This is a genomic window from Streptomyces sp. CB01580 (assembly GCF_001905795.1).
In the GTDB taxonomy this organism is placed as follows: domain Bacteria; phylum Actinomycetota; class Actinomycetes; order Streptomycetales; family Streptomycetaceae; genus Streptomyces.
Genome location: NZ_LIXJ01000018.1, coordinates 33248 through 59646, shown reverse-complemented (window position 1 = coordinate 59646; position 26399 = coordinate 33248). Strand labels below are relative to the sequence as shown.

Annotated in this window: 20 protein-coding genes and 2 pseudogenes; 7 read left to right on the top strand and 15 right to left on the bottom strand. The window is 68.8% G+C overall.

Annotation, left to right across the window (positions count from 1 at the left end):
* Window positions 1-240: 240 nt before the first annotated feature.
* Window positions 241-600, top strand: a pseudogene (locus tag AMK22_RS24130) (mycothiol transferase); the annotation flags it as partial.
* Window positions 601-638: 38 nt separating this feature from the next.
* Here the strand turns inward: AMK22_RS24130 and dnaN are convergent.
* Window positions 639-1766, bottom strand: coding sequence for a DNA polymerase III subunit beta (dnaN, locus tag AMK22_RS24125; RefSeq protein ID WP_073788234.1), 1128 nt, complete (start codon window positions 1764-1766; stop codon window positions 639-641).
* A 470-nt stretch (window positions 1767-2236) separates the two neighbouring features.
* On the opposite strand from dnaN, the gene AMK22_RS24120 reads away from it, so the two are divergent.
* Window positions 2237-4042: a helix-turn-helix domain-containing protein gene (locus tag AMK22_RS24120; protein ID WP_242434111.1), complete on the top strand. Its 1806-nt coding sequence runs from the start codon at window positions 2237-2239 to the stop codon at window positions 4040-4042.
* Between the two features lie 131 nt (window positions 4043-4173).
* Here the strand turns inward: AMK22_RS24120 and AMK22_RS24115 are convergent, their stop codons facing one another.
* Window positions 4174-5064, bottom strand: a complete 891-nt coding sequence (locus tag AMK22_RS24115; protein ID WP_073788232.1) for a glycoside hydrolase family 19 protein — start codon at window positions 5062-5064, stop codon at window positions 4174-4176.
* 403 nt (window positions 5065-5467) lie between these two features.
* Window positions 5468-6352: a glycoside hydrolase family 19 protein gene (locus AMK22_RS24110; protein WP_199883309.1), complete on the bottom strand. Its 885-nt coding sequence runs from the start codon at window positions 6350-6352 to the stop codon at window positions 5468-5470.
* 621 nt (window positions 6353-6973) lie between these two features.
* On the opposite strand from AMK22_RS24110, the pseudogene AMK22_RS24105 reads away from it, so the two are divergent.
* Window positions 6974-7321: pseudogene (locus tag AMK22_RS24105) on the top strand (phosphate ABC transporter substrate-binding protein); the annotation flags it as partial.
* Window positions 7322-7360: 39 nt separating this feature from the next.
* Here AMK22_RS24105 and AMK22_RS24100 read toward each other — a convergent pair.
* The 11 genes from AMK22_RS24100 to AMK22_RS24050 form a co-directional block, all read right to left on the bottom strand.
* Window positions 7361-8155 (bottom strand): M48 family metallopeptidase, encoded by a 795-nt coding sequence (locus tag AMK22_RS24100; RefSeq protein ID WP_242434110.1) that lies wholly within the window; start codon window positions 8153-8155, stop codon window positions 7361-7363.
* A 4-nt stretch (window positions 8156-8159) separates the two neighbouring features.
* Window positions 8160-11876, bottom strand: a complete 3717-nt coding sequence (locus tag AMK22_RS24095; protein ID WP_073788231.1) for a type I restriction endonuclease subunit R — start codon at window positions 11874-11876, stop codon at window positions 8160-8162.
* Window positions 11877-11999: 123 nt separating this feature from the next.
* Complete coding sequence (locus tag AMK22_RS24090; protein WP_073788229.1) at window positions 12000-12236, bottom strand: hypothetical protein; 237 nt, start codon at window positions 12234-12236, stop codon at window positions 12000-12002.
* A 29-nt stretch (window positions 12237-12265) separates the two neighbouring features.
* Window positions 12266-12589, bottom strand: a complete 324-nt coding sequence (locus AMK22_RS24085; protein WP_073788227.1) for a hypothetical protein — start codon at window positions 12587-12589, stop codon at window positions 12266-12268.
* 195 nt (window positions 12590-12784) lie between these two features.
* Window positions 12785-12973, bottom strand: a complete 189-nt coding sequence (locus AMK22_RS24080; RefSeq protein ID WP_073788226.1) for a DUF397 domain-containing protein — start codon at window positions 12971-12973, stop codon at window positions 12785-12787.
* 12 nt (window positions 12974-12985) lie between these two features.
* Window positions 12986-13837: a Scr1 family TA system antitoxin-like transcriptional regulator gene (locus AMK22_RS24075; protein WP_073788224.1), complete on the bottom strand. Its 852-nt coding sequence runs from the start codon at window positions 13835-13837 to the stop codon at window positions 12986-12988.
* Window positions 13838-13860: 23 nt separating this feature from the next.
* Complete coding sequence (locus tag AMK22_RS39610; protein ID WP_073788222.1) at window positions 13861-15036, bottom strand: restriction endonuclease subunit S; 1176 nt, start codon at window positions 15034-15036, stop codon at window positions 13861-13863.
* Window positions 15026-17794, bottom strand: a complete 2769-nt coding sequence (locus tag AMK22_RS24065; protein WP_073788220.1) for a type I restriction-modification system subunit M — start codon at window positions 17792-17794, stop codon at window positions 15026-15028. The genes AMK22_RS39610 and AMK22_RS24065 overlap by 11 nt, the downstream gene beginning before the upstream one ends.
* A gap of 99 nt (window positions 17795-17893) precedes the next feature.
* Window positions 17894-18628 carry an RloB family protein gene (locus tag AMK22_RS24060; protein ID WP_073788219.1) on the bottom strand — a complete coding sequence of 245 codons (735 nt, stop codon included), beginning with the start codon at window positions 18626-18628 and terminating at the stop codon, window positions 17894-17896.
* Window positions 18628-19896 carry an AAA family ATPase gene (locus AMK22_RS24055; protein ID WP_073788217.1) on the bottom strand — a complete coding sequence of 423 codons (1269 nt, stop codon included), beginning with the start codon at window positions 19894-19896 and terminating at the stop codon, window positions 18628-18630. The genes AMK22_RS24060 and AMK22_RS24055 overlap by 1 nt, the downstream gene beginning before the upstream one ends.
* A 120-nt stretch (window positions 19897-20016) precedes the next feature.
* A complete protein-coding gene (locus AMK22_RS24050) occupies window positions 20017-21300 on the bottom strand; it encodes an adenylosuccinate synthase (RefSeq protein ID WP_073788215.1) in 1284 nt (427 codons plus the stop codon).
* Window positions 21301-21486: 186 nt separating this feature from the next.
* Between AMK22_RS24050 and AMK22_RS24045 the strand changes: the two genes are divergently transcribed.
* Complete coding sequence (locus tag AMK22_RS24045) at window positions 21487-22443, top strand: diacylglycerol kinase family protein (RefSeq protein WP_073788213.1); 957 nt, start codon at window positions 21487-21489, stop codon at window positions 22441-22443.
* 78 nt (window positions 22444-22521) lie between these two features.
* Here AMK22_RS24045 and AMK22_RS24040 read toward each other — a convergent pair whose 3' ends face one another.
* Complete coding sequence (locus AMK22_RS24040) at window positions 22522-23052, bottom strand: GbsR/MarR family transcriptional regulator (protein WP_073788211.1); 531 nt, start codon at window positions 23050-23052, stop codon at window positions 22522-22524.
* 117 nt (window positions 23053-23169) lie between these two features.
* Here AMK22_RS24040 and AMK22_RS24035 point away from each other — a divergent pair, with 117 nt between their 5' ends.
* The 3 genes from AMK22_RS24035 to AMK22_RS24025 all read left to right on the top strand — a co-directional run bounded on the left by AMK22_RS24035 (window position 23170) and on the right by AMK22_RS24025 (window position 26348).
* The gene (locus AMK22_RS24035; RefSeq protein ID WP_079186361.1) at window positions 23170-24228 is read left to right on the top strand and encodes an ABC transporter ATP-binding protein; all 1059 of its coding nucleotides are present in this window, start codon (window positions 23170-23172) and stop codon (window positions 24226-24228) included.
* An 11-nt stretch (window positions 24229-24239) separates the two neighbouring features.
* The gene (locus AMK22_RS24030) at window positions 24240-25859 is read left to right on the top strand and encodes an ABC transporter permease (RefSeq protein ID WP_199883308.1); all 1620 of its coding nucleotides are present in this window, start codon (window positions 24240-24242) and stop codon (window positions 25857-25859) included.
* Between the two features lie 144 nt (window positions 25860-26003).
* The gene (locus tag AMK22_RS24025) at window positions 26004-26348 is read left to right on the top strand and encodes a hypothetical protein (protein WP_073788207.1); all 345 of its coding nucleotides are present in this window, start codon (window positions 26004-26006) and stop codon (window positions 26346-26348) included.
* The last annotated feature ends 51 nt before the right edge of the window (window positions 26349-26399 follow it).

The window sequence follows — 26399 nt, the reverse complement described above, 5'->3', positions numbered from 1 at the left end:
GAGTTGTAGCCGGGAGTTGTAGCCGAAAGTCGTGACCGGGAACGGCGAATCACCGGCCGAGGAATTACCCGGACGGGCCTTGCCCCTCGTCGGCGAGGAGACGACGTTCCTGGACGGGAACGGCCCACGGACGAGGCCCTCGCCCCCCGGCGCCGACCCCTCATCCTGTCGCCGACACGGCGCCGCATCGGAACGAGAACACGGTGGTGGCTCCGGCTGTCACGGACGAGCATGGGGTGCATGACCGACCAACCCGCACGATGGAGCCAGGCGACCGTCTACCCCGACATGTGGGCCGACCCGGACGACGATCCCCGCAACAACGAAGGTCCGGGCCCGGAAGGCGAGCCTGCGACGCTGCACGACTTCCTGACGGACTACCGCACGACCCTGCGGATGAAGTGCGAGGGCCTGGATCCGGAGCAACTGGCCCGTCGATCGGTTCCGCCGTCGACGATGTCGCTGCTCGGCCTGGTCCGGCACCTCGCCGAGGTGGAACGGGACTGGCGCAACTGGATCGTCGACGGTGACCCGCTGCCCAAGCTGTACGGCGAGCGTGACGCGGACTTCGACGGAGCCGTCGCCGAGCAGGCCGTGGTCGACGCCACGTCACCGACTCACCGACTCACCGAGTATCCCTAGGCCAACGGCTTCACCGACATCAGAAGATGCTGGTGGGCAGGGATCGTCGCCCGCCCGAGCGCGTCCTCCCGGGACGACCAGCCGGTGATCATCGCGCGCTGCCCCGGACCCATCAGGTCGAGGCGGACCACCGGTGCGTGGAACGAGGACAGCGCGTTCGACAAGTACACCGGGTCGAACGCCACCGTCATCTCGTCGGCGCCGACCAGCTCGACGTCCAGGCGCTGGGAGGCCACATCGTCCTCGTAGCCCGCCTGGAGCAGCAGCGAGCCGCCCGAGAACGTCAGTTGCAAGGGACTGCTGCCCTCGGCGACCACGGCGACCCGAGCGACCGATCCGGCCAGCTCCTCCCAGTCCGCGACCACGCCGACCGGGTCCGCCATCGCGAACAGCTTGTCGTGCCGCGGCAGTCGACCGTCGAGCAGTCGCACCGTGGACTGCGTGCCACCCTGCTCGAAGCCGGCAGAACCGCCGTCCAGGGCCAGTCGGCACGCCCCGGACCGGTCGAAGGAACGGGTGATCTCGGACAGCCTGCGGGTGGACACCAGCACATCTGCCGAGACGTCCTCCACGACCGGCTTCCACGTGAGCGTGCGCACCGCGAACCGGTAGCGGTCCGTCGCGGCGAGCGTCATGCGGTCGCCGTCGAGCGCCAGTCGTACACCGGTCAGCGTCGGCAGCGAGTCGTCCCGGCCCGCTGCCACCGAGACCTGGGCGACCGCGTCGGCGAGCTCCTCCGCGTCCACCTCTCCGAGCACCGGGGGCAGGTCCGGCAAGGTCGGGTAGTCGTCGAGCGGCAGCATCGAGAGCCCGAACCGGGCACTGCCACCGGTCATGGAGAACCGTGCCCCCTCGACCACGCACTCCACCACGCCGTCGGGCAGCACCCGGCCCACGTCGGCCAGCCGCCGCCCCATGACCAGCGCCTTTCCGGGGCGCACGATCTCCGCGTCCACCTCGATGCACGCGGACGCCTCGTAGTCGAGGCCCGATATGCGCAGTCGACCATCCTCCGCCTCCAGCAGCAGCCCACCCAGCAGCGGAACGGTCGAGCGGTTCGGCAGCACCCGGGCCGCCCAGATCACGGCGTCGGTCAGCGCTCTGCACTCGATACGGAATTCCATGGCGATGGTCTCTCCCGGTCGGCTCTGCTCGCATTGCTGGTCGCGAGCAGAGCCTAGAGACCACCACTGACAACGGACCGATGCAGCGACTGCCGAAGAAGCGGATGGCGAAGAACCCGCTACGGACAATGGGCCGGAAACGGCCGCAAGGGGCTGGAAGCTGCCGGAACCGGCCGGAAATGGGGGAACGGTCGCGGCCGACGACAGCGGCCACCCCCGTGAGCCGCTGCCGGCGTCCCCGTGCCCCTCCCCCGAAGGGCGCCGCAACCGTGTTCGGACTCTATGGCGTCGGGTAGACGACAGAAAGATTCAGTTCGCACTGCGTGAGCCGCCCGAGGTATCAGTTCGCACAGTGAAACCGGTACGCTGCGCTCCGGTTTTGGCGGGCGCAGACGCGCGGGGACACAGAAGCGCGAAGCGCAAGGGCGCGTGGACGCGGAGGCGCAGAAGCACGGGAGCGCGGCGGCGCGATGAGCGGAGGACAGGTGCACGGGCGGCAACGGGCCGACGACGTACTGAGGATGTACCGGCTGGCCCGGACCGGTGGCTCGCGCGAACTCCTGCGCTGGGTGTCCGGCCGGGCCGAGGGCTGGGCCGGGCTGCTCGACGCGGACGGCGGCATCCTGCACGGCGCGACCAGGGCCACGGACGGCATCGACACGGGGACAACCGCCCGAAACGGAACGGGAACAGGGGCCGGTGCAGGAGCCCGGAGCGAAACGGGAACAGGCACGGGAGCAGGGACAGGGACACGGACGGCGCCAGTGGCCCGGACGGCAACGGGCACCGGCGCCGCGGACACCGACGCCGCCGTACGGGCCGGCGGGGCCACCGGAACCCCGGCCACCGGGGGCGCCGCGTGGGCCGTCGAGGCCGCCGCCCTGGCCGCCGACGGCGCCAAGGAGCTGGCGTCGCTCGGCGCACGCTCCTTCTCCTTCGACAGGGGGCCGCACACGGTGCTGCTGTTCCCCCTGGACGGCCCGCCCGACACCGCCGCCCCGCTCCTGGCCGTCGTCGCCCCTCGCCCGCTGCCGGAAGGGCTGGCCACGCTGGTCTCCGACGTCGCCGTACCGCTCGCCATGTGCTGGGCGGCGGAGACCGTGGAGCGCACGCGCCGCCGCGTCGATCTGGCGGAGTCGCGCAACCGGGAAGCGGTACTGCACCTGCTCATGACCGGCCAGCTGTCCATCGCGCATCAGGTCGCGGGAGCGCTGAAGCCCGAACTGCCCGACCCGGTAAGGGTCTGCGTCGTGGAATGCCCCGTGGGCCGTCGGGACGAAGTGGCCAGGGTCTGCGCGGAGATCTCCGGCGGCAGGTCCTGGATCGTGCGGTGCCCGGTGTACGCGCGTCATCTGATCCTGGTCGTACCGGCCGGTCCGGACGCGGCCGACCCGCCGGTCGGACGGCGCGTCGCCGACGTGGTGGACGAGTGCGTCGTCGGGGCGAGCGAGGACGTACCGCTGTCCGACACGGCGACCGGATACCGCCAGGCGTTCCACGCCCTGCCGGTGGCCCGCGGACTGCCCACCCGGCACGCCCGGTTCGGTTCCGCGCCGGAGGCGGCCCTGGTCGTCGGCGCGGCCGGTGCGCAGTGGGCGGACGCACTCCTGAACCCGCTGCTCACCCATGTGCCGAGGCGCAGCCACGACCCGGGCAGCCAGGAACTGACAGCGACGCTCTCCTCCTGGCTCGCCTTCTCCTCACATGCCACCCAGCATCTGAAGATCCACCGCAACACCCTCGCGGCGCGACTCCGGCTGATCAGCGAGCTGCTCGGCCTCGACCTGAACCGGCTCGCCGACCAGGCCGCCCTCGACCTCGCCCTGCGCATCCGCGCCACACCTACGGCGCCCCGCACACCCGCCCCGCCCCGAACGCCCACCACACCTCAAACACCTCAAGCACCCCAAGCACCCCAGGTCCCCGAGGCACCCCAACCACCCCTCGCGCGCCGACTGGACGCCCTGGACAACGTCCTGCGCGGACCGGCCGTCCGGGAATGGGCGGTGCACCAGTTGCGTCCGCTCGCCGGGGCGGGCGCCTCCCGGAGCACCTCCGACCCGCGCACCACTCTCCGCGTCTGGCTGGACTGCGAGGCCCAACTCGCCGGAACTGCAGCCGTGCTGGGCATGTCGGTACCAGGTGCGCGCAAGCGCCTCACGCGCCTCGAATCAGTGCTCCAGCGCTCGTTGCTCCAGGCGCCGAGCGCCCGTTACGACCTGTGGCTGGCCTTCCGTGCCCTGGAGATCGCGGAAGAACCCGGCGAGCCCTTCTGAGCGTGCGAGCCGTTCCCGGACACGCGTCGGGGGCGTGCCCGGTCGAACCGGACACGCCCCCGACGTGATGCCGATGTCGCAGGTCTGCAGATCAGCAGGCCGACAGCTCAGCCGGTCAGCCGGTCAGCCAGTCAGCAACTCAGGTTGTTGCCCGGGCTGGTCCCGAGGATCTGCGTGAACGCCTTGTAGCGGTCGATACGGCTCTGGACCTGGGTCGGGTTGCCTCCGTTGCACTCCAGGGATCCGTTGATGGAGCGGATGGTCTCACCGAATCCGGCACCGTTCACCATGGCCTGATGGGCGGTCATGGTCCCGGGACCGTTCTGGGTGTTCCAGTACCAGAGGCCGGTCTTCCAGGCGACCGAGGCGTCCTGCTCGACCAGGTACGGGTTGCCCAGCAGGTCGATGCCGAGGGCGTCGCCGGCCGCCTTGTAGTTGAAGTTCCAGCTGAGCTGGATCGGGCCCCGCCCGTAGTACGCGGCCTGACCGGCCGGGCAGCCGTAGGGCTGGCTGCTGTCACAGTAGTGCGGGTAGTTCGACGTGTTCTGCTCGACCACGTACACCAGGCCGCCCGTCTCGTGGCTGACGTTGGCGAGGAACGCCGCCGCCTCCTGACGCTTGACGGTGTCGCTGCCGGTGTTCGCGAAGGCCGGGTAGGCGCTCAGCGCGGCGGTGAGCCCGTTGTACGTGTAGAAGGGGTTCCGGTTCGGGAACATCTGGTTGAACTGCGCCTCGCTCACGACGAAGCCCGACGGATTGCCCGGGTCGGTCCCGCCGCCTCCGCCGCAACTGCCTTGGTCGGCCCAGACGTCGGAGCTGCCGGGAGTTTCGTTCTGGGTCCACCACTTGGCGGTCCAGTTGTGCCCGTTGTAGGAGACCGTTCCGCCACCGGTGTAGACGGACGAGGAGTTCCAGGGTGCCGCGCAGTCCGCCGCCGCGGCGGCGGTGGTGGCCGGGAGGGCCACGACCATGGCGGCGATCGCGCCCAGTGCGGCAAGCAGGCCCATGACGCGTCTGATCACGTGATCACTCCTTCGGCGCGGCGCACCGAAGCTGGACGGTGCGCCGCCATGGGGGGGTGACGGCCACTCAAGCGCCGCTGGTCCAGACCTGTCAAGGTCTGGACCAGCCTCGGAAATGCTTCCGAATACCCTCCTCCGGACCTGGTTCACGGGCTACCGGCAAAGCCGCACCCGCCCTCAACAGCGTAAAGAACAGGGAGACTTGATCCAGGCCCGTGGCCGGAAAGGCATGACGGGGGGCTGCACTTCCGTCCAACATGCGGAACGCCCGGCCCCGGGTTCGTGAAAGGCACAACCATCACGCCTCACGCGACCGTCACGCGCCACGCAGACCGCCATACCTCACGCGGCCGCCATACCCCCACGCGACCGCAGCCGCCTCACGCACAGGACCCAGCCGTCATCAGCAGGACAGTGCGGAGCCCGGCGCCGTACCGAGGATCCCGGTGATCCGCTCGTACGTGGCGACCCGTGCCGCCACCGATTCGGGGTTGCCACCGTCGCACTCCAGGGCTCCGTTCAACGAGCGGATCGTCTCGCCGAAGCCTGCGCCGCCGACCATGGCGTCGTGCGAGGTCATGGTGCCTGGGCCGTTCTGGGTGTTCCAGTACCACAGAGCGGTCAGCCAGGCGACGGCCGGATCCTGCTCGACCAGCCAGGGGTTGTGGAGCAGGTCGATGCCGAGTGCGTCGCCCGCGGTCTTGTAGTTGAAGTTCCAGCTGAACATGATCGGGCCGCGGCCGTAGTACGCGGTCTGACCGGCCGGGCAGCCGTAGGACCGGCTGTAGTCGCACTTGCGCCAGTAGTTGGCCTCGTTGATCTCCTTCACGTACCGCAGCCCGACCGACTCGAAGTCGGCGTGGGTCAGGAACGCCGCGGCCTCCCGGGCACGCGTGGCAGGCGTTCCGGTGTTCGCGAAGCGCGGGTAGGCATGCAGGGCGTCGATCAGACCCTGGTACGTGTAGAAGGGGTTCCGGTCCGGGAAGATCCGGTCGAACTGCTCCTCGCTGACGACGAAGTCGGAGACCCCACCCGTGCAGGCGCCCTGATCGGCCCAGACAGTGGTGGCGCCCGGATTCTCGTTCCGGGTCCACCACTTGGCCGTCCAGTTGCGCCCATGGTGCGAGACGACGCCACCCGCCGCGTACGAGGTCGAAGAACTCCACACCGGCGCACAGGCGGTCTCGGCAACGGATGCGTTCGCGGATGCCGATGCGGGCGCGGGGAGAAGCACCGCCGTCGCGGCGGCGACGCCCAGTACACCCAGAAGGCTCTTGATGCGGTTCAGCGCTTCACACTCCTTCGGCGGGGCGCGCCGAACGCGTCGGCGAACCGTCTGCACATCCCGGCCACTCAAGTCCCGCCGGCCTGAACCTGTCAAGGTCTAGACCAACAAGCCCGATGTGCGAGGGCCTGAATCCGCCACGGCACAGGCAGTCCGCGGCCCCGATCGCCTCATACACATCAGGTAATCGATCATCCGTACACATCAGGTAATCGATCCGTACGCATCAGAACGTCGACCTGTACGCGTCAGGACACGATCCGGCCGGGAAACAGCGGACGAACGTCGGTCGACGAGCCCACCCTCTCCCTCTCACGCACCGTCCGGCGCTCGTACGGTGATTCCGGCACCGCACACAGGTACGCATGGACCGGACGGCGCACCCGCCCGCACCGAACGCCCGGGGCCGGAAGCGACTGATCGGAGACACCGCACACCGGACCCGCACCGGGGCATCCCGGAAGCGTCCGGACGAGGGGAGTGCGAGGAAAACCGTGGAATGGCTCAGCGCCGAGAACGTCGTGGCCGTGGCGACCGCCGTCCTGGGCGTGCTGGCGTCCATCGGCGTGCTCTGGTACGAGCGCCGGGTGCCGTTCATCCGGCTGCCCCGCGTACCGCTCAACCGCCCCGGTCATCCGCTGCGAACTCGACTCGACCGAACAGGTGCTGTCCGCCGTCGGCCGGCTCGACGGAGCGATCGGCTACAGCGAACTGCGGGCCGGAACGAAGCTGTCGGGGGCGCACCAGCTCGCCATCGACTTCACCGTCCCGTCCGTCGACACGATGGGCACCGGCACGTACCCGTTCCGGGAGATCGAGTACGCCTACACCTACGGCCAACCACCCGCCGACTCGCTGGCGTCCAGCTTCCTGAACTACATGGGCCGGGGCAACGGCCAGGACGTGATCCGCACCCACGGACACCTGCCGTGCGCGACCCCGAAGGGGCTGCTCATCTGTGGCGATGACTGAACCGCTGAGGACGAACCGACGAGAGGAACGCCGGAACGATCAGGCCAGATCCCCCATCCACACCCGACGGCCCAGTTCATCCAGCTCGGTCTTGAGCCGACGGCACTCTGGCAACGCCCTGCCCAGCAGACGCCAGTACTCGGGGCCGTGCCCGGCCACCCGGACGTGGGCCAGTTCGTGCGCCACCACGTAATCCACGAGATGTATCGGCAATTGGAAGACCGCCCAGTGCAGGGAGATCTCTCCGTTGTCGTCCGTGCCGGCCCGGTAGCTCCCCCACCTGTGGCCCAGGGCCCGCACCCGTACCTTCGGCTCGGGAACGTCCATCCGAGCGGCCCAGGGTTGCAAACGGCCCCGCATCCAACGCTGCCCCGCCCGGCTGTACCAGTCCGCGATCGCTTGGCGTGCGAGAACTGGATCGGCGGCAACCGCGCGATCCAGCCTCAGCCTTCCGGCGACAAGACGAACGGCGGGGATCGGGGCTCCGTCCTGCATCGTGTCGACGACGAGAAGCCGGTGGTCCCGCCCCAGGTACCGGTGGATCTCGCCGTCGCCGAGGGACCGCGTGGGATGGAGTTGACGCCGCTCTTCACTGAGCCGCGCCTTGGCGTCGATCCAGCCGGCACTGGAGCGTACGAACTCTTCGGCCCGCCGGACCCCACACCCCATGGGCACGTGCAGGGTGAGCGACCTGTCCCGCTCGACCGTCAGGCCCAGACGCCGACGGCGCACGCTGATCCGCACGCGCAGTTCCCGCCCGTCGACGATCAGCGTGCCATCCTCGGTGAGCGCGCGCTCGCCGAGGGGGAACGCTGGACCGGAAAGCTGGGACATATGGCTATTCTCTCCGTACCTCGGAGCGGAACGCTTCCAGGTGCTGCGTGGCATACCCCGCGAGCGTCGAGGCGAGCCGCTTCACCTCCTTGCGCCCCTCGCCTCTCTGGCGGTACCCGATCTCACGCAGCCGCGTGTACAGGCAGGCCTCCAGCCATGCCACGTGAGCCGCCTCACCGCCGAAGGAGGCCAGGCTCACCCGGTCGGTGATCTCCCCGTACACCTCGGCCACGACCCTGCGAAGTTCCTGCGGTTCCGGATGGCCCAGCAACTCGCTCTCCACCAGCTTCTCGCCAAGCAGTACGTAGAGCCGCTGCTCCATGGGGGTGAGGTCGGCTACGGTCGGGTCGGTCTCCTCGGCCCGCCGGGCCCGCTCGACCAGTGGGCCCAGCTCACGGACGATGTCGTCCCAGCGTCCGGCGAACTCCTCCAGCACCCGCTCCAGCTCCGCCGACAGCTGCCGGTACACCGCCCGGTCCTCCACTGCCTGCCGTTCCTCCAGGTGGTAGCGCAGGCCCTGGATCTGCTCGGCCGCCGCCTCACGCACCGGAAGCCTGCCCACGACCTCGTCGAAGTCGGGAGCGAGGATCGACACGGGCGGCACGGCCTGGTTCACCTCCTGCGCCTCCAGGTGGTCGGCGATCAGTGCACGTACCTTGCGTCCGTATCCGCGCATCACGAAGCCGCCACCGGTGTCGTCGCGGTAGTGGCGGCGCACACGCATCTGGAGCACACTCCACTGCCGCGCCTCGGGGAGGAAACCGAGGGCGTCCTCATGCGGCAGTGCCCGGTCCACCGCGCCCAGGAACTCTCCGAGCCTCTGGTCGAATTCCGCCCGCCGAGCGGAATCCTCGAGCTCGAACACCGCCTGCGCCAGTCCCGCTCCGGTCCTGAGGCCGTCCGCGTCGATGCCCACTGCCCTCAGGAACGCGCGGAACTCCGCAGCCGTCCGGCCGAGCTCGGGCAGTTCGTCGGACATGTCACGCAGCGAGTCGAGAGCGCGCGGGTTGCCCTGGTAGGCGGCCAGGGTCACGGCAAGGTTGTTCAGTACGCCGTAGTAGTCGACGACCAGGCCCTCCGTCTTGCGACGGGCGGGCCGGTTGACGCGGGCGATGGCCTGAAGCAGCTCCGCGTCGCGAATCGGCCGGTCCAGGTAGAGCGCCTGCTCGATGGGGGCATCGAATCCGGTGAGCAGCATGGATTTCACGATGAGGATGGCGATGGGCGGCGGATCGGCCGCCTCGTCGCCCCAGACCAGGTCGCTCCAGGGGTTCATGCCACCGACGCAACCGGCGGGAACCGGATCCGGTTCGGCGGGCGGAGTGAACGCCCAGGGGTTGTCCGGGGGCAGTTGCGGGAACGGCTGGAGGAACCCGGCGATGTGCTCGCGCTGCTTCTTCTCGTCGGTCCATTCGCGCCACCTCCCGGACTTCTGTTCCGAGCCGGCCGAGATCACAGGCACGAAGTCGATGCGCCGCAGCAGTTCCTGGAACTGCCAGGCACGCAGGAGAAGCGATTCCTCTCGGGTGTAGGTCTCCGGAGCCCTTCCCCTGAGCGACTCCCGCCGCCCGCTCCGGTCGAACTCCGCGACACGCAGCAGCAGTGCGGTGCGCGCCTCCTGGAAGGCGTTGCGGTAGAGGACCGCGGCCTTCCTGCTGGCCACCGCCACCTGCGCCTTGAACCCGCCTGTCAGTGGGCCGGTGACGTAGTGCTCCAGCATGTCGGCAGCCTTGCGCCAGATCAGTGGCGGCGACTCGGCCACGGCCCGCTTGGACGGGGTGCTGTACTTCGCGCGCACGCGCGCCCGCTCGGCCTCCTCCAGGGGCTCGATCAGGTCCTCGAAGCACTCGTCCAGCTGCTCCTTGTCCCGCACCTCGGCGGTGGTCGCCCGCCCCGTGTACCGCACGGGGACGACGACCTTGTCGCGTTCCGCCTCGGCCATGCGGTAGGTGTCGAGGAACTCCCGTTCCCCGCCCGGGGTGCTGCTCGGCTCCAGGCCGAAGATGCGCCCGGTGTCGTTGATCCTGCCCTCCATGAGCGGCGTGCCCGTGAAACCGACCCTCGCCGCGTTGGGGAGGGCCTTGCGCAGGCAGGCGTGGAGAACGGAGGTGTGGGAGCGATGAGCCTCGTCGACCAGGACGAGGACCCGGTCCGAGTCGCTGCACTCGGGGAAGATCCGCGCGGCCTTCCGTAGGGTCTCCTCGTCCGGTACGGGATCGGCGACCTCCTGTGCGCTCACACCCGCCGCGACCTTCGCCCGGCCGGCCTCGAACTCCCCGTCGAGCGAACGCTCCTCGCCCCCCGCCGTGTCACTCGTCCCGTCGTCGAGGCGGACCAGATCACCGAGGAACTTCTGGATGGTCGCGAAGATCACCGCACGCCCGCCGGGGCGCCCGGCCCGGCCCAGCAGGCTCTCCAGATCCGTCCGGGACTTCGCCTCGCGCACCTCGGACTCGCTCAGCGCAACTGCCTTGCGCAGCTGGCGCTGAAGGTCGATGCGGTCCGTGACCGCGACGATCGTGATGCCATTCAGTGCGGGGTCCGGGCTCGCGTGCAGCCGCCGGGCGAGGAACTGCATGGTGAAACTCTTGCCCGCCCCCTGGGTGTGCCAGACGACACCGCCGCGCACGTCGAGGTCCCCGCCGGTGAAGGCGCGACTGCGGCGCGTACGCAGCCGTTGGACGATCTTCTCCGTCGCGCGGTACTGCTGGTGCCGGCAGACCACCTTCGCCGTCCGGGGCTCCACCGTCCGGCCCCGCCGCTTCGTTCCGGTGCCGCTGTCGTCGCCGAGCGGCTTCTCGAAGACGTAGTGCCGGACGATGTTGAGCAGATTGCCCGGTTTGAGGACGATCGCGGTCAGCTGCTGCTGGAGGGTGGGCCGGGCCTTGGCGTCGAGGAGCCCCCAGCCGCGCAGTTCCTGCCGGAGATGCTCCGGTTTCTCATAGTCCGAACTGATGCTGCGCCACAGGGCGTAGTGCTCTTCGGAGGAGGAGTATGTACCGAGAGCAGCTTCCGTTCCGTCTGCGGCGACCAGCAGCTGGACCGGCGCGAACAAGTGCGGCACACCCCGTGGCGCGCCCGTTCCGCTACGGGTGTCGTCGTCCACCGGACGCCCGGTGTAGGAGCGCAGGTCACGGATGGCCTTGCCCAATGGGTCACGTACGTCCGGGGACTTGCACTCGATGACGGCGAGGGGGATTCCGTTCACGAAGAGCACGAGGTCCAGCACGGCCGCCTTGCCGTCCGCGTCACAGACCCTCAACTGGTCCACGACGAGAAAGTCGTTGCGGGCCAGGACCTCCTCCCGGGTGCCCTCCAGCGCCTCGTACGACCAGTCGACGAACCGTGTCTTCACGTCCCGCTCGTCCGGGCCGGAGTGCAGGACGCCGTCCAGGAGAAGCTGGGTCGCTTCACGGTTGGCCTGCGGCAGCGACTGCGCGGACACGTGCCGTGCGGCGGCGCGCAGCGCGAGGAAGGCCGGATCGGTCTGCTTGTCGCCCGTCATCCACGGGGAGTTCCGGCGCACGGCGGCCCGCAGTCGCCGCTCCAGCAGGACGTCCCGGAAGTCGTCGCGCTCGCCCGCGGCCTTCAGCCGGGCGCCCTCGATGTGCTGCCACCCCATCGCCTTGAGATGCGCCAGCAGCGGCCACTCCGCCTCGACCTGCTCGGTCGTCCCTTCGACCTGCTCGGAGGTCGCCCCCTCGACCACTTCGGCAGCCATGCCCCGTGCCCCTCCCCGCGTACTGGCGAACCCGTGCGAAGGGTCCATTGTGCGCCAGGAGGGGCGGGCACGCGGCCAGACCCCGCAACGGGTTGCGGGGCCTGGCAGGTGATGGCGAGCCGCTCAGGTCTGACGGCGCGTGGTGAGGATGCCCTTGCGGCAGTCCGGCCTGGCTGAAACGGGGTTGATGAGCGCGGCCGTCTCGTCGTCCAGCGCGTAACAGAGCTGAGCGTGCAGAACCTCGGCCTCGGCGGGGGTGAGACGGAGTGCGGCGTCGGCCTCGAAGGCCCCGTCACGGCGCAGCCAGAGGTCGATGGCGAGCGACCCGTCCGCCTCCCGCCGCACGGGCTTGCTGGGCACTCGGCTCACATGTACCTGTTCCACGCCCATCAGGCCACCGCCCTCGCCGACGCGAGAACCAGGCTGCCGACGCTGTGCGCCTGCCCCACCCCGGCCACGACCACCAGCCCGTCGAGGGCGAGCCGCGTGGCGGTGCGGCGGGCGCGGCGTTCGTGGTCGATGGTGCGGGGCCCGAGCCCCAACGGACCGCCGTTGCACGGGGGGTGGGGACGGGTAGTGGCACCGACGCGGGGCGCGAAGACCCGTGCGGGTACCGATGTGACGGAAGCGGGGGCGCGCAGGCCGCGCGCCAGGACGGGCAGAGCCATCTGCACGAGTGTTCGTGGCAGGCGGGTGCGGATACGGTGGAACATGCTGACGCTCCTCTGAGGCGTTGGCCATGCCCCGGGGTGGTTGCACACCGCCGGGGCACTTTGCGTCAACCAACCGGCAACCATCACACCGTGTCAGCAACGCGACACCCACAGTACGACCAACATGCAGCACGAGACAACATGTTGTGCGTACGGGATCGAGGTGGCATATGCCAAGCCGGGCGGCCGCACTACCTATGCAAAGTCGTCGAACTCTCCCGCCTTGGCTCCTGCCAGAAACGCCCGCAGCTTGGCCCGAGTTGTCCGGACGATCACCTCGGGATCATCGCTTTCGCGCAAGAGGATGTCTCCGTCCTGCTCAGCCAGCTCAACGCAGCTTCCCGTGTCTGCCGAGAAGGACGCCTTACGCCAGTGAAGTTCCACCGCTTCCAATCTTCAGATCCCTTTCACCACCTGCCGGATGAATCCGATGGAAGCCTCCGGCTCGACAGCACGTTCGCGCATGCGGTCAAGAACCGCCCGATAGTTCACGAGGTAGGTCTCCGCATGCAGGAAGGTCACGCCAGTGGGGACATCGATCTGAACCGTGTCCAGCGCGGGCACTGGACCACACGCGTACAGCGTCGAACTGCCCGCGTTCGCGAACCCGCCTGCATCGAACGGTACGACGCGGATGGTGATGTTGGGCCGGTCGGACTGCTCCAGCAAGTACTCAAGCTGCCCGCGCAGTACGTTGCGATCACCGAACCGCATCCTCAACGCGGACTCGTGGATGAGGAACTCACACGGTGGGGGATCAGCGCGGTCGAGGAGCGCGGAGCGCCGCACTCGAAACTCAACGTGCCGCTCCAGATCCGCGGGGGTCATGGCGGGCAGCGCTTCCGCGAAGATTCCACGCATGTAGTCGGGCAGTTGAAGCATGCCCGGAATGTGCATGATCTGGGCCGACCGAAGCATCGTCGCGTGATGCTCCATCTCGGCGATGTCCAGGAGACTTGCGGGCAGCGAACCTCGGTACTCATCCCACCAGTTGGACCCACGCTCCCGAGCCATCGCCTCAAGGGCATCGACGTACTGGGCGTCCGGGCAACGGTAGTTGTTCGCCCACACCCGCACGCGGTCGCTGCTGACACCGGAACGCGCGGACTCGGTGTTGCTGACCGTGGTGCGATCGGTGCGATGCAGGGCGGCGGCCTCGTTGATCGTTATCCCGATGTGCTCGCGCATCCTGCGTAGCTCAGCACCAAGACGCCGCTGACGTTCGGTGGACGGCCTCCTGACAGGCATAGCCTTCTCCCGCTCCGCGCCCGTCAGACCGCCACAACCGGTGTGACTTCTGGGCGGACCTTGTTTTGAAAGAGGTCGTCAATAATTCCGCTCCGCAGGGCACGCAGTTTATCAAGGCGCAGGCGAGATACCCGAAGCTCCTCACTCCACGCTTGCCGCACGCGCACAATTCTCTGCTGCTCGGAAATATCAAGGCGGGGAATCGGCACGCCCTTGATCGCACCCTGCGTAATCAATGGCTGACCTGTTTGACTCCGCAGTTTGCGCAAGTCATACCAGTTCAGATAGATAGCAAGAAATTCAGGCAACCAGCCGGGCGCAAATTCACGAACCCATAGGGCGTTATCCGTAACCCAAGCCGGTTCCGATACAAATCGAACCGACCCCACCCCCCCCTCACCAACTCGCCCAATGACAATAGTCGGCCCGTCTGTGATTTTCCGATCCCCTTTACCCGCCCGACCACTACTACCGATAATCGGATACCTTCCGGACGGATTCACCCCGGCTTGCCCCAGCGGAAAGCCTCCCGTCATCTTCAGCACGGAACCGCAGGTAACGTACCCTTCCCCAACCATGCCGGAATGAGGCGTGCATCGCCGCCCCAGAAGGGCAGAAATAACACCACCCTCTACAGTGCGCAGCTTTTCACTCTCGTGCCGCTCGACCCACTCTGATTCGGCAATCGAATTCAGAACCTCGACGATTCGATGCTGCTCACGCAGCGACACCAGCGGAAACAGCATTTTCGCAAAGCGATTCCCACCCAAGTGGGAAATACTGGTCTTCTCAGCAACCCTCGCAAAGCGACCCGTACGACGCCAATTCACAAAAACCGCTTGAGCGTACTCAGGCATCACTTCGACTCCAGGCCGGAATCGAATCAGCGTGTTCTGAAAGCAGTACGCACCAGGTGCACCTTCATATAGGGCACTCCGCCCGACGTTGGTCAGACTTTCCTGGCCCTCATTGAGTAGGACATCCCCAGGCCGAAGCGCATAGACAAGCCTCTCAGATTCAGTGAATCCCATAGAATTCACGTCACCGTAGTCAATTCGCCCCTCGAATACGTTGGCGACGCGCAGATAGGGCATCTGGCCGGCCGCATCTCTGCTGGCTGGCGAAAGTTGCTTACCCATCCGCACCTCACCGACCTCCCCCACGGGAACCCAGCGGATCTCGTCCGGTTCAGCCGACATAACCCAGCTCCTCCAGGAACCCTTCCAGCCGCTTCGACGCGGCCTCCCGACGCGCCTCGATATCCCGCAGCGACACCAGGTACTTCCGCTCCCACCCCGCGTACGCGTCGATCAACTCCCGCCGACGCCGCACCACATGGCCCTCCAGTTTCGCCGCCAGGTCCTCCCGGAGGATGCCGAGCACGATCTCGCGCGCGCCCGCCTCGTCCAGCGCGTCCCGCACCTCGTGCAGGCGGGGCGTGGGCCGCTCCTCTTCCGCCCCGGCATCCGTACCGGAATCCACATCGGCGTCGGCACCGGTCACCGTCACGTCCAGTGCCGTCTGCCCGGCCGCGGCGACAGCCGCAGGCTGCGCCGCCTTCCCCGCGCCTTTCTTCTTCGCAGCAGCGAGGCGTGCGGCGGCCTTCGCGGCGCCCCCCATCCCGTCCAGCGGGTAGAACGCCTCCTCCAGCGCCTTCACCGCCTTGCCCGCCGCGGTGCGCTCCTTCTTCAGCTTCTTCAGGTCCGCCTCGCTGAGCAGCGCCTCCGCCATCGCCGGACCAAGGGCCCCGGGCTCCCCGGACGCCTCGCCGTCGTCCTCCACCACGCCCGCCGCGGCAGCGGCTCGCGCGGCCTCCGCTTCCTCGGCCGCCTTGACCTTCGCATCCAATGTGGCCTTGAGCGCGTCCGCCTCGGCCAGTTCGCGCAGGAAGTCCGGTGCGATTCGGGCCACGACCTTGTGGCCGTATGCCTGGCGCCGCTCCGCGCCCGAGCGCTTGCGCGCGCCGCCGGTCCAGGGGTTCGGCTCCGGTTCCAGCATCGCCTCGACCGTGTCGACCCAGCCCTCGACGACGCCCTTGAAGCCGTTGCCGGCCAGGGCCTTGAGCTCGTTCCTGGCGTCCTGCCACCATCCGGCCACCGCTCCCGCGAGCGCGTACCGGTCCAGCAGGTCCACGTTGAGCAGCAGCTTGCGGAACGAGTCGATCAGGTCGGCGCGCAGCCGAGCGAGCTGGGACCGCTTCTCGAACTCCGTGCGGTCGTCGTCCTCGTAGGGCGCCAGGGACGCGATCTGCTCCGTCTCCACGGCCCACCATTTGTCGAACGCGTCCCACAGCTCCCGCTCCCGGCGCTCGGCCAAGGCAGTCAGCCGCTCGGCGTCCGGTCGCCGGTCCTCGGGCAGGAAGTCCACGTACGCGGAATCGGGACCCCGATCGGCGAACAGGTCGGTGATCCGGACCTGGTACGCCTCCAGCAGCTTCGCCTTCTCCTCCGCCGCGATCTCCGACTTCGGCACCCCGCCCGACAGGTGCGCACGTACGTCCTGCGGCTCGGGCGGCGGAGTGTTGTCGACGTAACGACGGATGTTGAGGTTGTACGCGTTCTCCTCCAGCTCGACCCGCTTCACCCAGCGAGCGAACCGCGGCACGCCCGAACCGTCGCCCACCTCGTCGTGGAACGTGGAGACGATCTTCTCCACGTGCTCCGGCAGCAGCACGTTCTGCGCCCGCTCGGAGTGGAACTCACGGTCGGCGTTGATGAACAGCACCTTGCCCTGCCGGTCCGGATGCTTCTCCCCTCTCGCCCGCAGCACCAGCACGCAGGCGGGGATACCAGTGCCGTAGAAGATGTTGGACGGCAGGCCGATCACGGCCTCCAGCAGGTCGTCCTCGATGAGCCGGGCCCGGATGTCGCCCTCCGCACCACTGCGGAACAGCACGCCGTGCGGCATCACGGTGAAGACGGAGCCGCCCCGTCCCTCCACCATGTACAGCATGTGCTGGAGAAACATCAGGTCCGCTTTGCCCTTCTCCGACGTGTAGCCGTACTTCATGCGGCCGTCGAGGTCGGGCAGGTCGTCCGCCTTGTAGTCCATGGAGAACGGCGGGTTGCTGAGCACCACGTCGTAGGACTTGTCGATGTGCAACGGGTTGGTGAGCGTGTCCCCGGTCCTCAGGTCGAAGTCGCTGGCGCCGTGGAACAGCATGTTCATCGTGGCCATCACCCACGAGCCGTTGTTGGCGTCCTGCCCGGCCAGGGCCAGGTCCTCGGTGTCGCCGCCGTGCTCCTCGATGTACTCCTTGGTGTGGATGAGCATTCCGCCGGAGCCGACGCACGGGTCGTAGACATGCTGGTTGGCCTGCGGCCGGGCCAGTTCGACCATCATCCGCACCACCGCACGCGGGGTGTAGAACTCGCCGCCCTTGGCGCCCGCCGAATCCGCGAAGTCCTTCAGCAGGTATTCGTACGCGGCGCCGATGACGTCCGGGAACTCGAAGTCCTCGCCCCGCAGCCGCAGGCTCCCGAAGTGGCCGATGAGTGCGGCGAGCCGCTTGTCCGCGAGCTTGGCCGCCGATGTTCCGGTACCGCCGCCCCCGCCGATCCGGTTGAAGTTGACATGACCGAACAAACCGCGGAGCCGCTCGTTGCCCTGATGGCCCTCCAAGGCGTCGAGCGCTGGCTGGAGGTAGCTCGTGGCCACGTCGTCCACCGCACCGGCCAGCTGGGCCCAGCGGGCCTGCTCCGGGACGTAGATGATCCTGTCGCGCGTGTAGTGGGAGGGCTCGTCCGCCTCCTCCTCGGCCTCTTCCCTGGACGCGCCCTGCGCCATCTCCTGGGCGATGATCCGGTCGCGGGCGGCGTCGAACTCGTCGTTCGCCCGCTTCAGGAACAGCAGCACCAGCAGGAAGTCGCGGTACTCGGCGGCGTCCATGGTGCCGCGCAGAATGTCCGCCGCGGCGAAGAGGTGGCGCTCCAGTTGATCGAGCGTGAGCTTGGCCACGGACGGACTCCCTGGTGGTGTGGTGCTGGTGATGACGGAATGACGGCGACGGGTGACAGGTGGCGGCCCCGGCCGATCGCGGACGTACGCCGAAGCAGCCTAGTAGCCGCTGAGGAGAAGCCCCTCCTCGACGAAGTTCCAGACGTCGGTGTACGGATCCCATTTCTCGGGGTTGGTCGCTTCGACGCGATTGTTGATCGCCATTGCGTACTTCTTGGCGTCGGCGTATCGCTGCCCGTCCTTGCTGAGCACCTGCTCCTCACGCATGTGCTTCGCCTGCTGTTTGGAGACGGCGCGAACCTGGCGTCCGTACGTCGCCGCGAAGCCGGGGCGGGAACGCAGCCGGCTGTTGGCATCGTCGCAGACGCCGCCGAAGCTGCTGGTGTAGTTCGTGTAGTGCAGAAGCCGCCAGAGCTCGAAGCAGGGATGCGAATAGGCGACCTTGACGCCTTCCTTGTCCGCGAGCTGCTTGGCTTCGCGGATGTTCAGGTGGCCGTCGCGGTCGAAGAGCACCCACACCTGAGGATAGTTCCAGTCTCCGGTCTTCAGCCCGGCATCCCTGGCCTCGCGCTCGACCTTGCGCAACGTACGAACGGCGTCCTTGACCATCGCGTACGGCTTGCGGTGCTTGCCTGCGGCGTTCTCGTTCTTGTAATGGTGATCGACGCTGCGGCCCGCAGTGGCCGGGGTGCCCTTCTCCATGATGATGTCGATGTATTGGGGCTCGGTCACCTCGCCCTCGGTGAAGATGTACACCTGGCGTGCGCGGTTCGTACGGCCCTTGGCGCCACCCTTCTTGCGGGCAACGCTGTCCCCTCCCCTTGGCCTCGCCATCAGACCTCTTCCGCCTCCATCCGCGCCAAGTCGTCCGTCCGCACCAGCCGTCGCCCGATCTGCCCCTCGGAGACCTTCGGCACCGCGCCGAAGGACCCCGCGAGGTACGAGGCCATCAGATCTTCCTCATCCGTGGGATCCCAGTCCGCGACCGAAGACAACTCCGTCGCACCACACTCGTCCTTCTCGGTGAGCCAGAGCTGGCCCGGTTCCAGGAGTCGGCCGCCTCCCGGTGTCCGCAGCAGGGAGGGATCGTGACCGGTGAAGACGAGCTGGGCGCCCTTGGGATTCACCCACGGAGCCTGGAAGAGACGTACGACCTCTGCTGCGAAGCGCGAGTGCAGGCTGGCGTCCAGTTCGTCGATGAGGAGGACCGCTCCCGTGTCGAGGGCGAGCAGGAGCGGACCGATCAACGCGAACCAGGAGCGGGTGCCCCAGGACTCGGAAGACCAGTCCATCGCCGTCCGTTCACCACCGCCCGCGTGGATCAGCTGTACCAGAGGGCGCCCGGATGACGATTGCTCGACCTCCACACCCACGATGCCGAGGTCGGCGACCCTCAGCAGTTCCTCGGCCCGTCGCCGGAAGCCTTCGCTCCGGAGGAGCTTCATGGCCGTGTAGTCCTCGCGCTGGGTGCGCTCGGTCTCGGGAGTGACGTCCCAGAGGTTGTTCTTGAACCAGTCGAAGATCGGGGTGAGCTGTTCATGGCCGTCATTCGCGGCACGCGTCAGGAGGAGGGCGTCCTGCCTGGTGGTACGGGCCAGTCGTGTGCGGTCGTGGAGCCGGTCACCGGGAAAGTCGAAGACCTTGTCACGTCCGGCGTCCCGGTCGAACCACACCTGCCGACGGCCCTTGGGATAGGCGTAGAGCCATTCCGCCTCGACCCGCCGTGCGCCCAGCTCGAACCCGTACGTCCAGCGGACACCGTCACCGAGGACGAAGTCCGCCTCGTACAGGGATGTCTCCGACGCGGCCTTGGGGTCCAGGGCGAATTCGTCACGGGGAATCCCGTCGTAGGACGTCCAGTCGGCGTAGGACCTCAGGACCGCGTGGCGCATGTTCTTGAGCGCGGCGATCACATTGGATTTACCGGAGGCGTTGGCTCCGAAGACAGCGACGACGGTGTGGACGGCCAGCCGACTGCCGTCCGAGAGGGCGAGTTCACGCGCTGCGGCTCGTTCCCTCTCGCTGTCCTCGGGTGCAACGAACGACAGCTCCTGCTCGTCGCGCAGGGACCGGACGTTCGCCACCCGGAATCTCAGCAGCATCCTGGCTCCTTCATGGCGGACAGACTAGTCACACCATCCGGCCCGCGTACGCGGGTGTGCGGCGGCGGTCGACACATGGCGTCCGGTCGGCCACCGCCGCACAGCTTCCGGCGGGAGTTCCTACAGGAACGAGTTGATCTCGATCGTCTCGGTGCGGCCGGGGCCGACGCCGATCGCGGAGATCGGTGCGCCGGACATGTCCTCCAGCGCCTTCACGTACCCCTGCGCGTTCTTCGGCAGGTCGGAGAAGGTCTTGGCCTTCGTGATGTCCTCCGACCAGCCCGGCAGCATCTCGTAGACCGGCTTCGCGTGGTGGAAGTCGGTCTGGCTGTACGGAAGCTCCTCGACGCGCTTGCCGTCGATCTCGTACGCGACACAGACCGGGATCTGCTCCCAGCCGGTCAGCACGTCCAGCTTGGTGAGGAAGAAGTCGGTGAGGCCGTTGACCCGGGTCGCGTACCGCGCGATCACGGCGTCGAACCAGCCGCAGCGACGATCACGGCCGGTGGTGACGCCGCGCTCGCCGCCGATCCGGCGCAGCGCCTCGCCGTCCTCGTCGAACAGCTCCGTCGGGAACGGGCCCGCGCCGACGCGCGTGGTGTACGCCTTGAGGATGCCGATGACCCGGCTGATCTTCGTCGGGCCCACGCCCGCACCGGTGCAGGCACCGCCCGCCGTCGGGTTCGACGAGGTGACGAAGGGGTACGTGCCGTGGTCGACATCGAGCAGCGTGCCCTGACCGCCCTCGAACAGGACGACCTTGCCCTCGTCGATGGCGTTGTTCAGGACCAGCGTCGTGTCCGCGATGTACGGCTTGATCTGCTCCGCGTACTGGAGCATCTCCTCGACGATCTTGCCGGACTCGATGGCGCGCCGGTTGAAGACCTTGGCGAGGAGCTGGTTCTTCTGCTCCAGGGCCGCCTCGACCTTCTGCTCCAGGATCGACTCGTCGTAGAGGTCCTGGACGCGGATGCCCACCCGGTTGATCTTGTCGGCATACGTCGGGCCGATACCGCGCCCGGTCGTACCGATCCTGCGCTTGCCGAGGAACCGTTCCGTCACCTTGTCGATCGTGACGTTGTACGGGGTGATCAAATGGGCGTTGCCACTGATCAGGAGCTTGGACGTGTCCACGCCGCGCTCGTTCAGCCCACTCAGTTCGGAAAGCAGGACCGCCGGATCGACGACGACACCGTTCCCGATGACCGGGGTGCACCCCGGCGACAGGATTCCGGAGGGGAGGAGATGGAGTGCGTATTTCTGGTCACCGACGACCACCGTGTGGCCGGCGTTGTTGCCGCCCTGGTATCGCACCACGTAGTCAACGGACCCACCGAGCAGGTCGGTGGCCTTTCCCTTGCCCTCGTCACCCCACTGAGCACCGAGCAGCACAAGTGCGGGCACAGGCGTACACCCCTTCCGGGCGGGGCATGTCCAAGGTCAGGGGGCGTACATGAACGTCGTACACGCCGTACGACGATGTACGACACGGCCTGAACCGTCGAACCGGGTGCCCCGGAATAGACGAAGCCCCTGGCGCAATAGCGAAAGGGGCTCTTGCACCAAGATGCTACCCGAGGAAGGACCGAGGTGTCGGCTGCCCAGCCCCCCGGCGACGGTGCGCACCAGCTGCTGGTGGTCATCGATCCGGTGGCCCGCCGGACCGACGGCGAGTCCGTTCGCATCGCGAAGGACGTGCTCAGCGCCGGTTCGCATGCCAAGATCTGCCTGCCCGAAGGGCCCGAGGAATTCGCACGGGCCTTGTCCCGCAGGGGTGTTCGACGCCCGGTGGTGGTCGGCGACGACCTCGCGCTGCGGCGGGCGGTGGCCCTGTTGCACCGGGAGCGGGAACCGGCCGAGAAATCGCTCGCGCTGATCCCGGTCGGCTCCGCCGACGCGCTGGAACTCGCACACTCGCTCGGCGTGCCGCGGGGCGCGGTGGCGGCGGCGCGCACCGCCCTGGACGGGGCCGTGCGCAGACTCGACCTGCTGGTCGACGACAGCGACGGCCTGGTGCTGGGTGCTCTGCACATCCCGGCCCACCCGCCCCACCCCGCTCCTCAGACCCATCAGGCCCACCTGCTGAATCGCACCCCGGACCGGGCCCCGGGCCATGCCACGGGCCGTGGGGCGCCGCCGGACGCGGCGACCGCCCCCACCGGGGCCACGGCCATGTGGGACACCTGCCGCTCGCTGGTCCGCGCCCTCGTGCGCCCGACCCCGTCGAAGCCCCCGGACCCGCACCGCACGCACCGGCTACGGGTCGAGGCGGACGGCGTCCTGCTGAACGACCTGGACCGCCCGGTCGAGTCCGTGACGGTGACCTCGCGCGGCGGCGACGACGGCCTCGCGGAGGTGGTGATACGTCCTCCGGAGGCGGACCCGGTCATGGCGGAGGCGAAGGCGGTCACGGTCTCGGGCGCGGACTTCCGCTACCGCGCGGACACCCAGGTCGGCGGCCCGGTCCGGACACGTACGTGGACGGTGCGGGCAGGGGCCTGGGGACTGATGCTGCCGGCCGAGGCCGGGGCGTCGGCCGGGGGATAGACCCCGGGGGCAGTGCTGGGGCCCCCGGACGCCGGGAGCGAGGGGCGAAGTTCCCGGTTGTCGGGCGCCCCGTGGTCGTCAGGCGCCCTGGCTCTCGTCGGCGGCCGGCAGGTCGAGCGTCTTGCGGTGCTCGCGCCAGCGGTCCATCATCCCGGCCAGCTCCGCCTGCACGAACTCGAAGAACGACGCCGTCTCGGCGAGCCTGGCCCCGGCAGGGGTGCGCTCCCCGAGGGTGCGGGCACCTTCCTTCAGGGTGTTCTCCCACCGGGTGAGCACCCGGTCACGGTTGGCGAAGGTGGTGTACCAGAGCTCGTCGTGGAGGCGGTAGCGGTCCCGCCGCGAGCCCGGCTCGCGCTCGCGGCCGACCATGCTGACCTGTGTGAGGTAGTTGATCGCGCCGGACACCGCGGCGGGGCTGATCTGCAGTGCCAGGGCGAGCTCGGCGGACGTCATCGACCCGTCGTCGTCCGCGAGGAGCGCGGCGAAGACGCGGGACGCCATCCGCTGCATCCCCGCCTCCGTCATGTCGGACGCGAACCGCTCCACGAACCGCGAGACGGCCTCCGCGTCCCGCTCGGTACGCGCGCCCTGTTCGGTTTCGCTGGTCATCGCCCGATCGTCTCCCCTGTTTCCTCGGCCCCCGCCGCTTCTCCGGCCTCGCCGCGACTCCAACTTTATACGCTTCCTTAACTTCACAAATTTGTGAAAGTAGCGTACCTTCAGAACATGACGCAGGCAATCAGGGTGGCCGGGCTGTGCAAGTCGTTCGGCCGGACGCGCGCGCTCACCGGTCTCGACCTCGCGGTCGAGACCGGTGAGGTTCACGGCTTCCTCGGGCCCAACGGCTCCGGGAAGTCCACCACCATCCGGATACTGCTCGGACTGCTGCGAGCCGACTCCGGCACCGCCCGGCTGCTCGGCCGCGATCCATGGGGCGACGCGGTCGAGCTCCACCGGAGAGTGGCGTACGTCCCGGGCGACGTCACGCTGTGGCGCAATCTGTCGGGCGGCGAGGTGATCGATCTCTACGGGCGGCTGCGCGGCGGCCTCGACCGGGCCAGACGCGCCGAGCTGGTCGAGCGCTTCGAACTCGACCCGACGAAGAAGGGGCGCACGTATTCCAAGGGCAACCGGCAGAAGGTCGCCCTCGTCGCCGCCTTCGCCTCCGACGTGGATCTGCTGATCCTCGACGAGCCGACCAGTGGCCTCGATCCGCTGATGGAGGAGGTCTTCCAGGACTGTGTCGCCGAGGAGCGCGCGCGGGGGCGCACGATCCTGCTGTCCAGCCACATCCTCAGCGAAGTGGAGACGCTCTGCGACCGGGTCAGCATCATCCGTCAGGGCCGGACGGTCGAGACCGGTTCGCTGGCCGGCATGCGTCATCTCACCCGTACGAACATCACCGCCGAGCTGGCCGGCCCACCCGACGGGCTCGCGCGTCTTCCCGGCGTACACGACCTCCGGGTGCAGGGCCTTTGCGTGACGCTCCAGGTCGACACGGACAAGCTGGACGCGGTGCTCAGGACGCTCTCCGCATCGGGCATCCGGACCCTGACGAGCACGCCGCCCACGCTGGAGGAGCTCTTCCTCCGCCACTACACGACGGACATGGCGGGCACGGCCGACAGGACGGACACAGCAGAGGCGACGGAAACAGCGGACACGACGAATACGGCGGGCGGAACAGACGGCGGGCCGGAGAGCCGGGCGAAGAACGGCGCGGGTGGGCCGAACGGCACGGGTAGGCCGGACGGCGGCGAGGGCATGGGGGTGACGGTGCGGTGACTGCCGTGACCATGACCGCGCCGACCGGCGCCGGGCCCCGTACCGGCTCAGTGACCCGGCAGTTCACGGGCACCGCAGCGCTGCTGCGGCTCGCGTTGCGGCGCGACCGGATCATGCTGCCGATCTGGGTGCTCGTGCTCGGCGGCTCCTTCTCCCCCGTCGCCAACTCCTTCGCCTCGCTGTACGACACCGCCGCCAGTCGGGCCGAGCTGGCCGCGTCGATGAACGGCAACAGCTCCCTCAGGGCTCTGTACGGACCGGTATTCACCGACTCCGTCGGCGGTCTCGTCAGCTGGCGGATGGTCTGCTTCGGCGGGGCGCTGGCGGCCGTGATGAGCCTGATCGTCGTCGTGCGGCACACCCGAGAGGAAGAGGAGACCGGGCGTCAGGAAATGCTGTCCTCCGCAATGGTGGGGCGCCGCGCCCCGCTGACGGCCGCGCTGCTCACCGCGTTGATCGCCAACGCCGCGCTGGCGCTGGTCGTCGCGGTCGGCATGGCCGGCTCCGGCGCGGGCGGGTCCGGCGCGGTGGCGCTCGCCGCGGCGGTCGCCGGGACGGGTGCGCTGTTCGCCTGCACGGCGGCGATGGCAGCTCAGTTCACCGAGAGCGCGCGGCTCGCGAAGGGGCTCACAGCGACGGTGATCGGTGCCGCGTTCGTCCTGAAGGCGGCGGGCGATGCGGCGACGGACGACGGTTCGTCGGTCCTGACCTGGCTCTCCCCCCTCGGCTGGGCGGAGAACGTGCGTGCATACGCGGGGACACGCTGGTGGGTGCTGCTCGTCATGGCGGCCGCGATCGCGGTCCAGGCCGTCCTGGCCTACGCCCTGGCCGGGCGGCGCGATGTCGGCATGAGCTTCCTCGCGACCCGGCCCGGACCGGCGCAGGGGCGGATAGCGTCCGCGTCCGGGCTCGCGCTGCGGCTTCAGCGGGGAGCGCTGATCGGTTGGACGCCGTCGTTCGCCGCGGTCGGGGTCGTTTTCGGCGGGCTGACCGACGGGGCGGCGGACCTGGTCGGCGACAACCCGAAGACGCGGGAGATCTTCGAGCGGATGGGCGGTCAGTCCGGTCTGACCGACGCGTTCCTCGCGGCGATGGTCTCCATGCTCGGCATGGTCGCCGCGCTGTACATCGTGGCTTCGGTGCTGCGGCTGCACGGCGAGGAGACGGCCGGGCGCGCCGAACCGGTGCTGGCGTGCGGGGTGGGCCGACTGCGGTGGGCGGTGGGGCATCTGGTGATCGCGTTCGGCGGGGCGGCCCTGATCATGGTGGTGGGCGGCGTCGGCCTGGCCGCCGGGTACGGCCACGACCTCCCGGCCGTGCTGGGGGCGTCGCTGGTCCAGTTGCCCGCGATCTGGCTGTTGGGCGGCGTCACGGTCCTGCTGTACGGGGTGCTCCCGAAGGCCGCGGTGGCCTCCTGGGGCGTGGCCGGGACATGCCTGGCGCTCGGGTGGATCGGGCCCGCGCTGGATCTGCCCCAGCCGATGATGGACCTATCGCCGTTCACCCACCTGCCGAAGCTGCCAGGGGGCACCGGGATGGAATGGGGACCCGTGCTCGCGCTGACGGCGATAACGGCGGCGCTGGTGGGCGCCGGGGTGGCGGCGCTGCGACGACGTGATGTCCTGACCTGATGGCGCGGCAAAGAGATGAAGGGGCAGTGAGATGTGGGGGGCGAAGAGACGAGGGGCCAAGAGAGGAACGGTGACGCAGCGACACGGTGATGTGGGCGGGGCCCGGGTGCAACCGTCCTGCGGCCCGCTTGCGTCACTCCGGTCATGGAGAACCGGGGCGAAATGGAGAACCGGGGCGAAGCCGTTCGCGGAATCGTCGGTTGCCTCGCCGCCGCCGTCGGCGGAGTGGTCGGCCTGCTCGCCTGGGCCCCGTACGGCCGACACGGCATCTTCGGCGGCTTCGAAGGGGAGTCGGAGTGGAACGTGCTCCGGCTGGGGCTCCCCGTCATGGTGCTCGGCGGCATCACGACCGGGATCGCCCTATTCGCCCTCCTACGGGGAAAGTGGCGGTCGGCCCTCGGGGCGGCGGCGCTCCTCGCGGGACTCGCGGCCTTCGGGCTGGCCTTCGACGTGCTGGCCGGGCCACCGCTCTGCGGTCCCGGATGCTGAGCAGGAGCTGACAGAGCCGGAGCCGCCGTGTCCGATCTCCACCAACCCGGA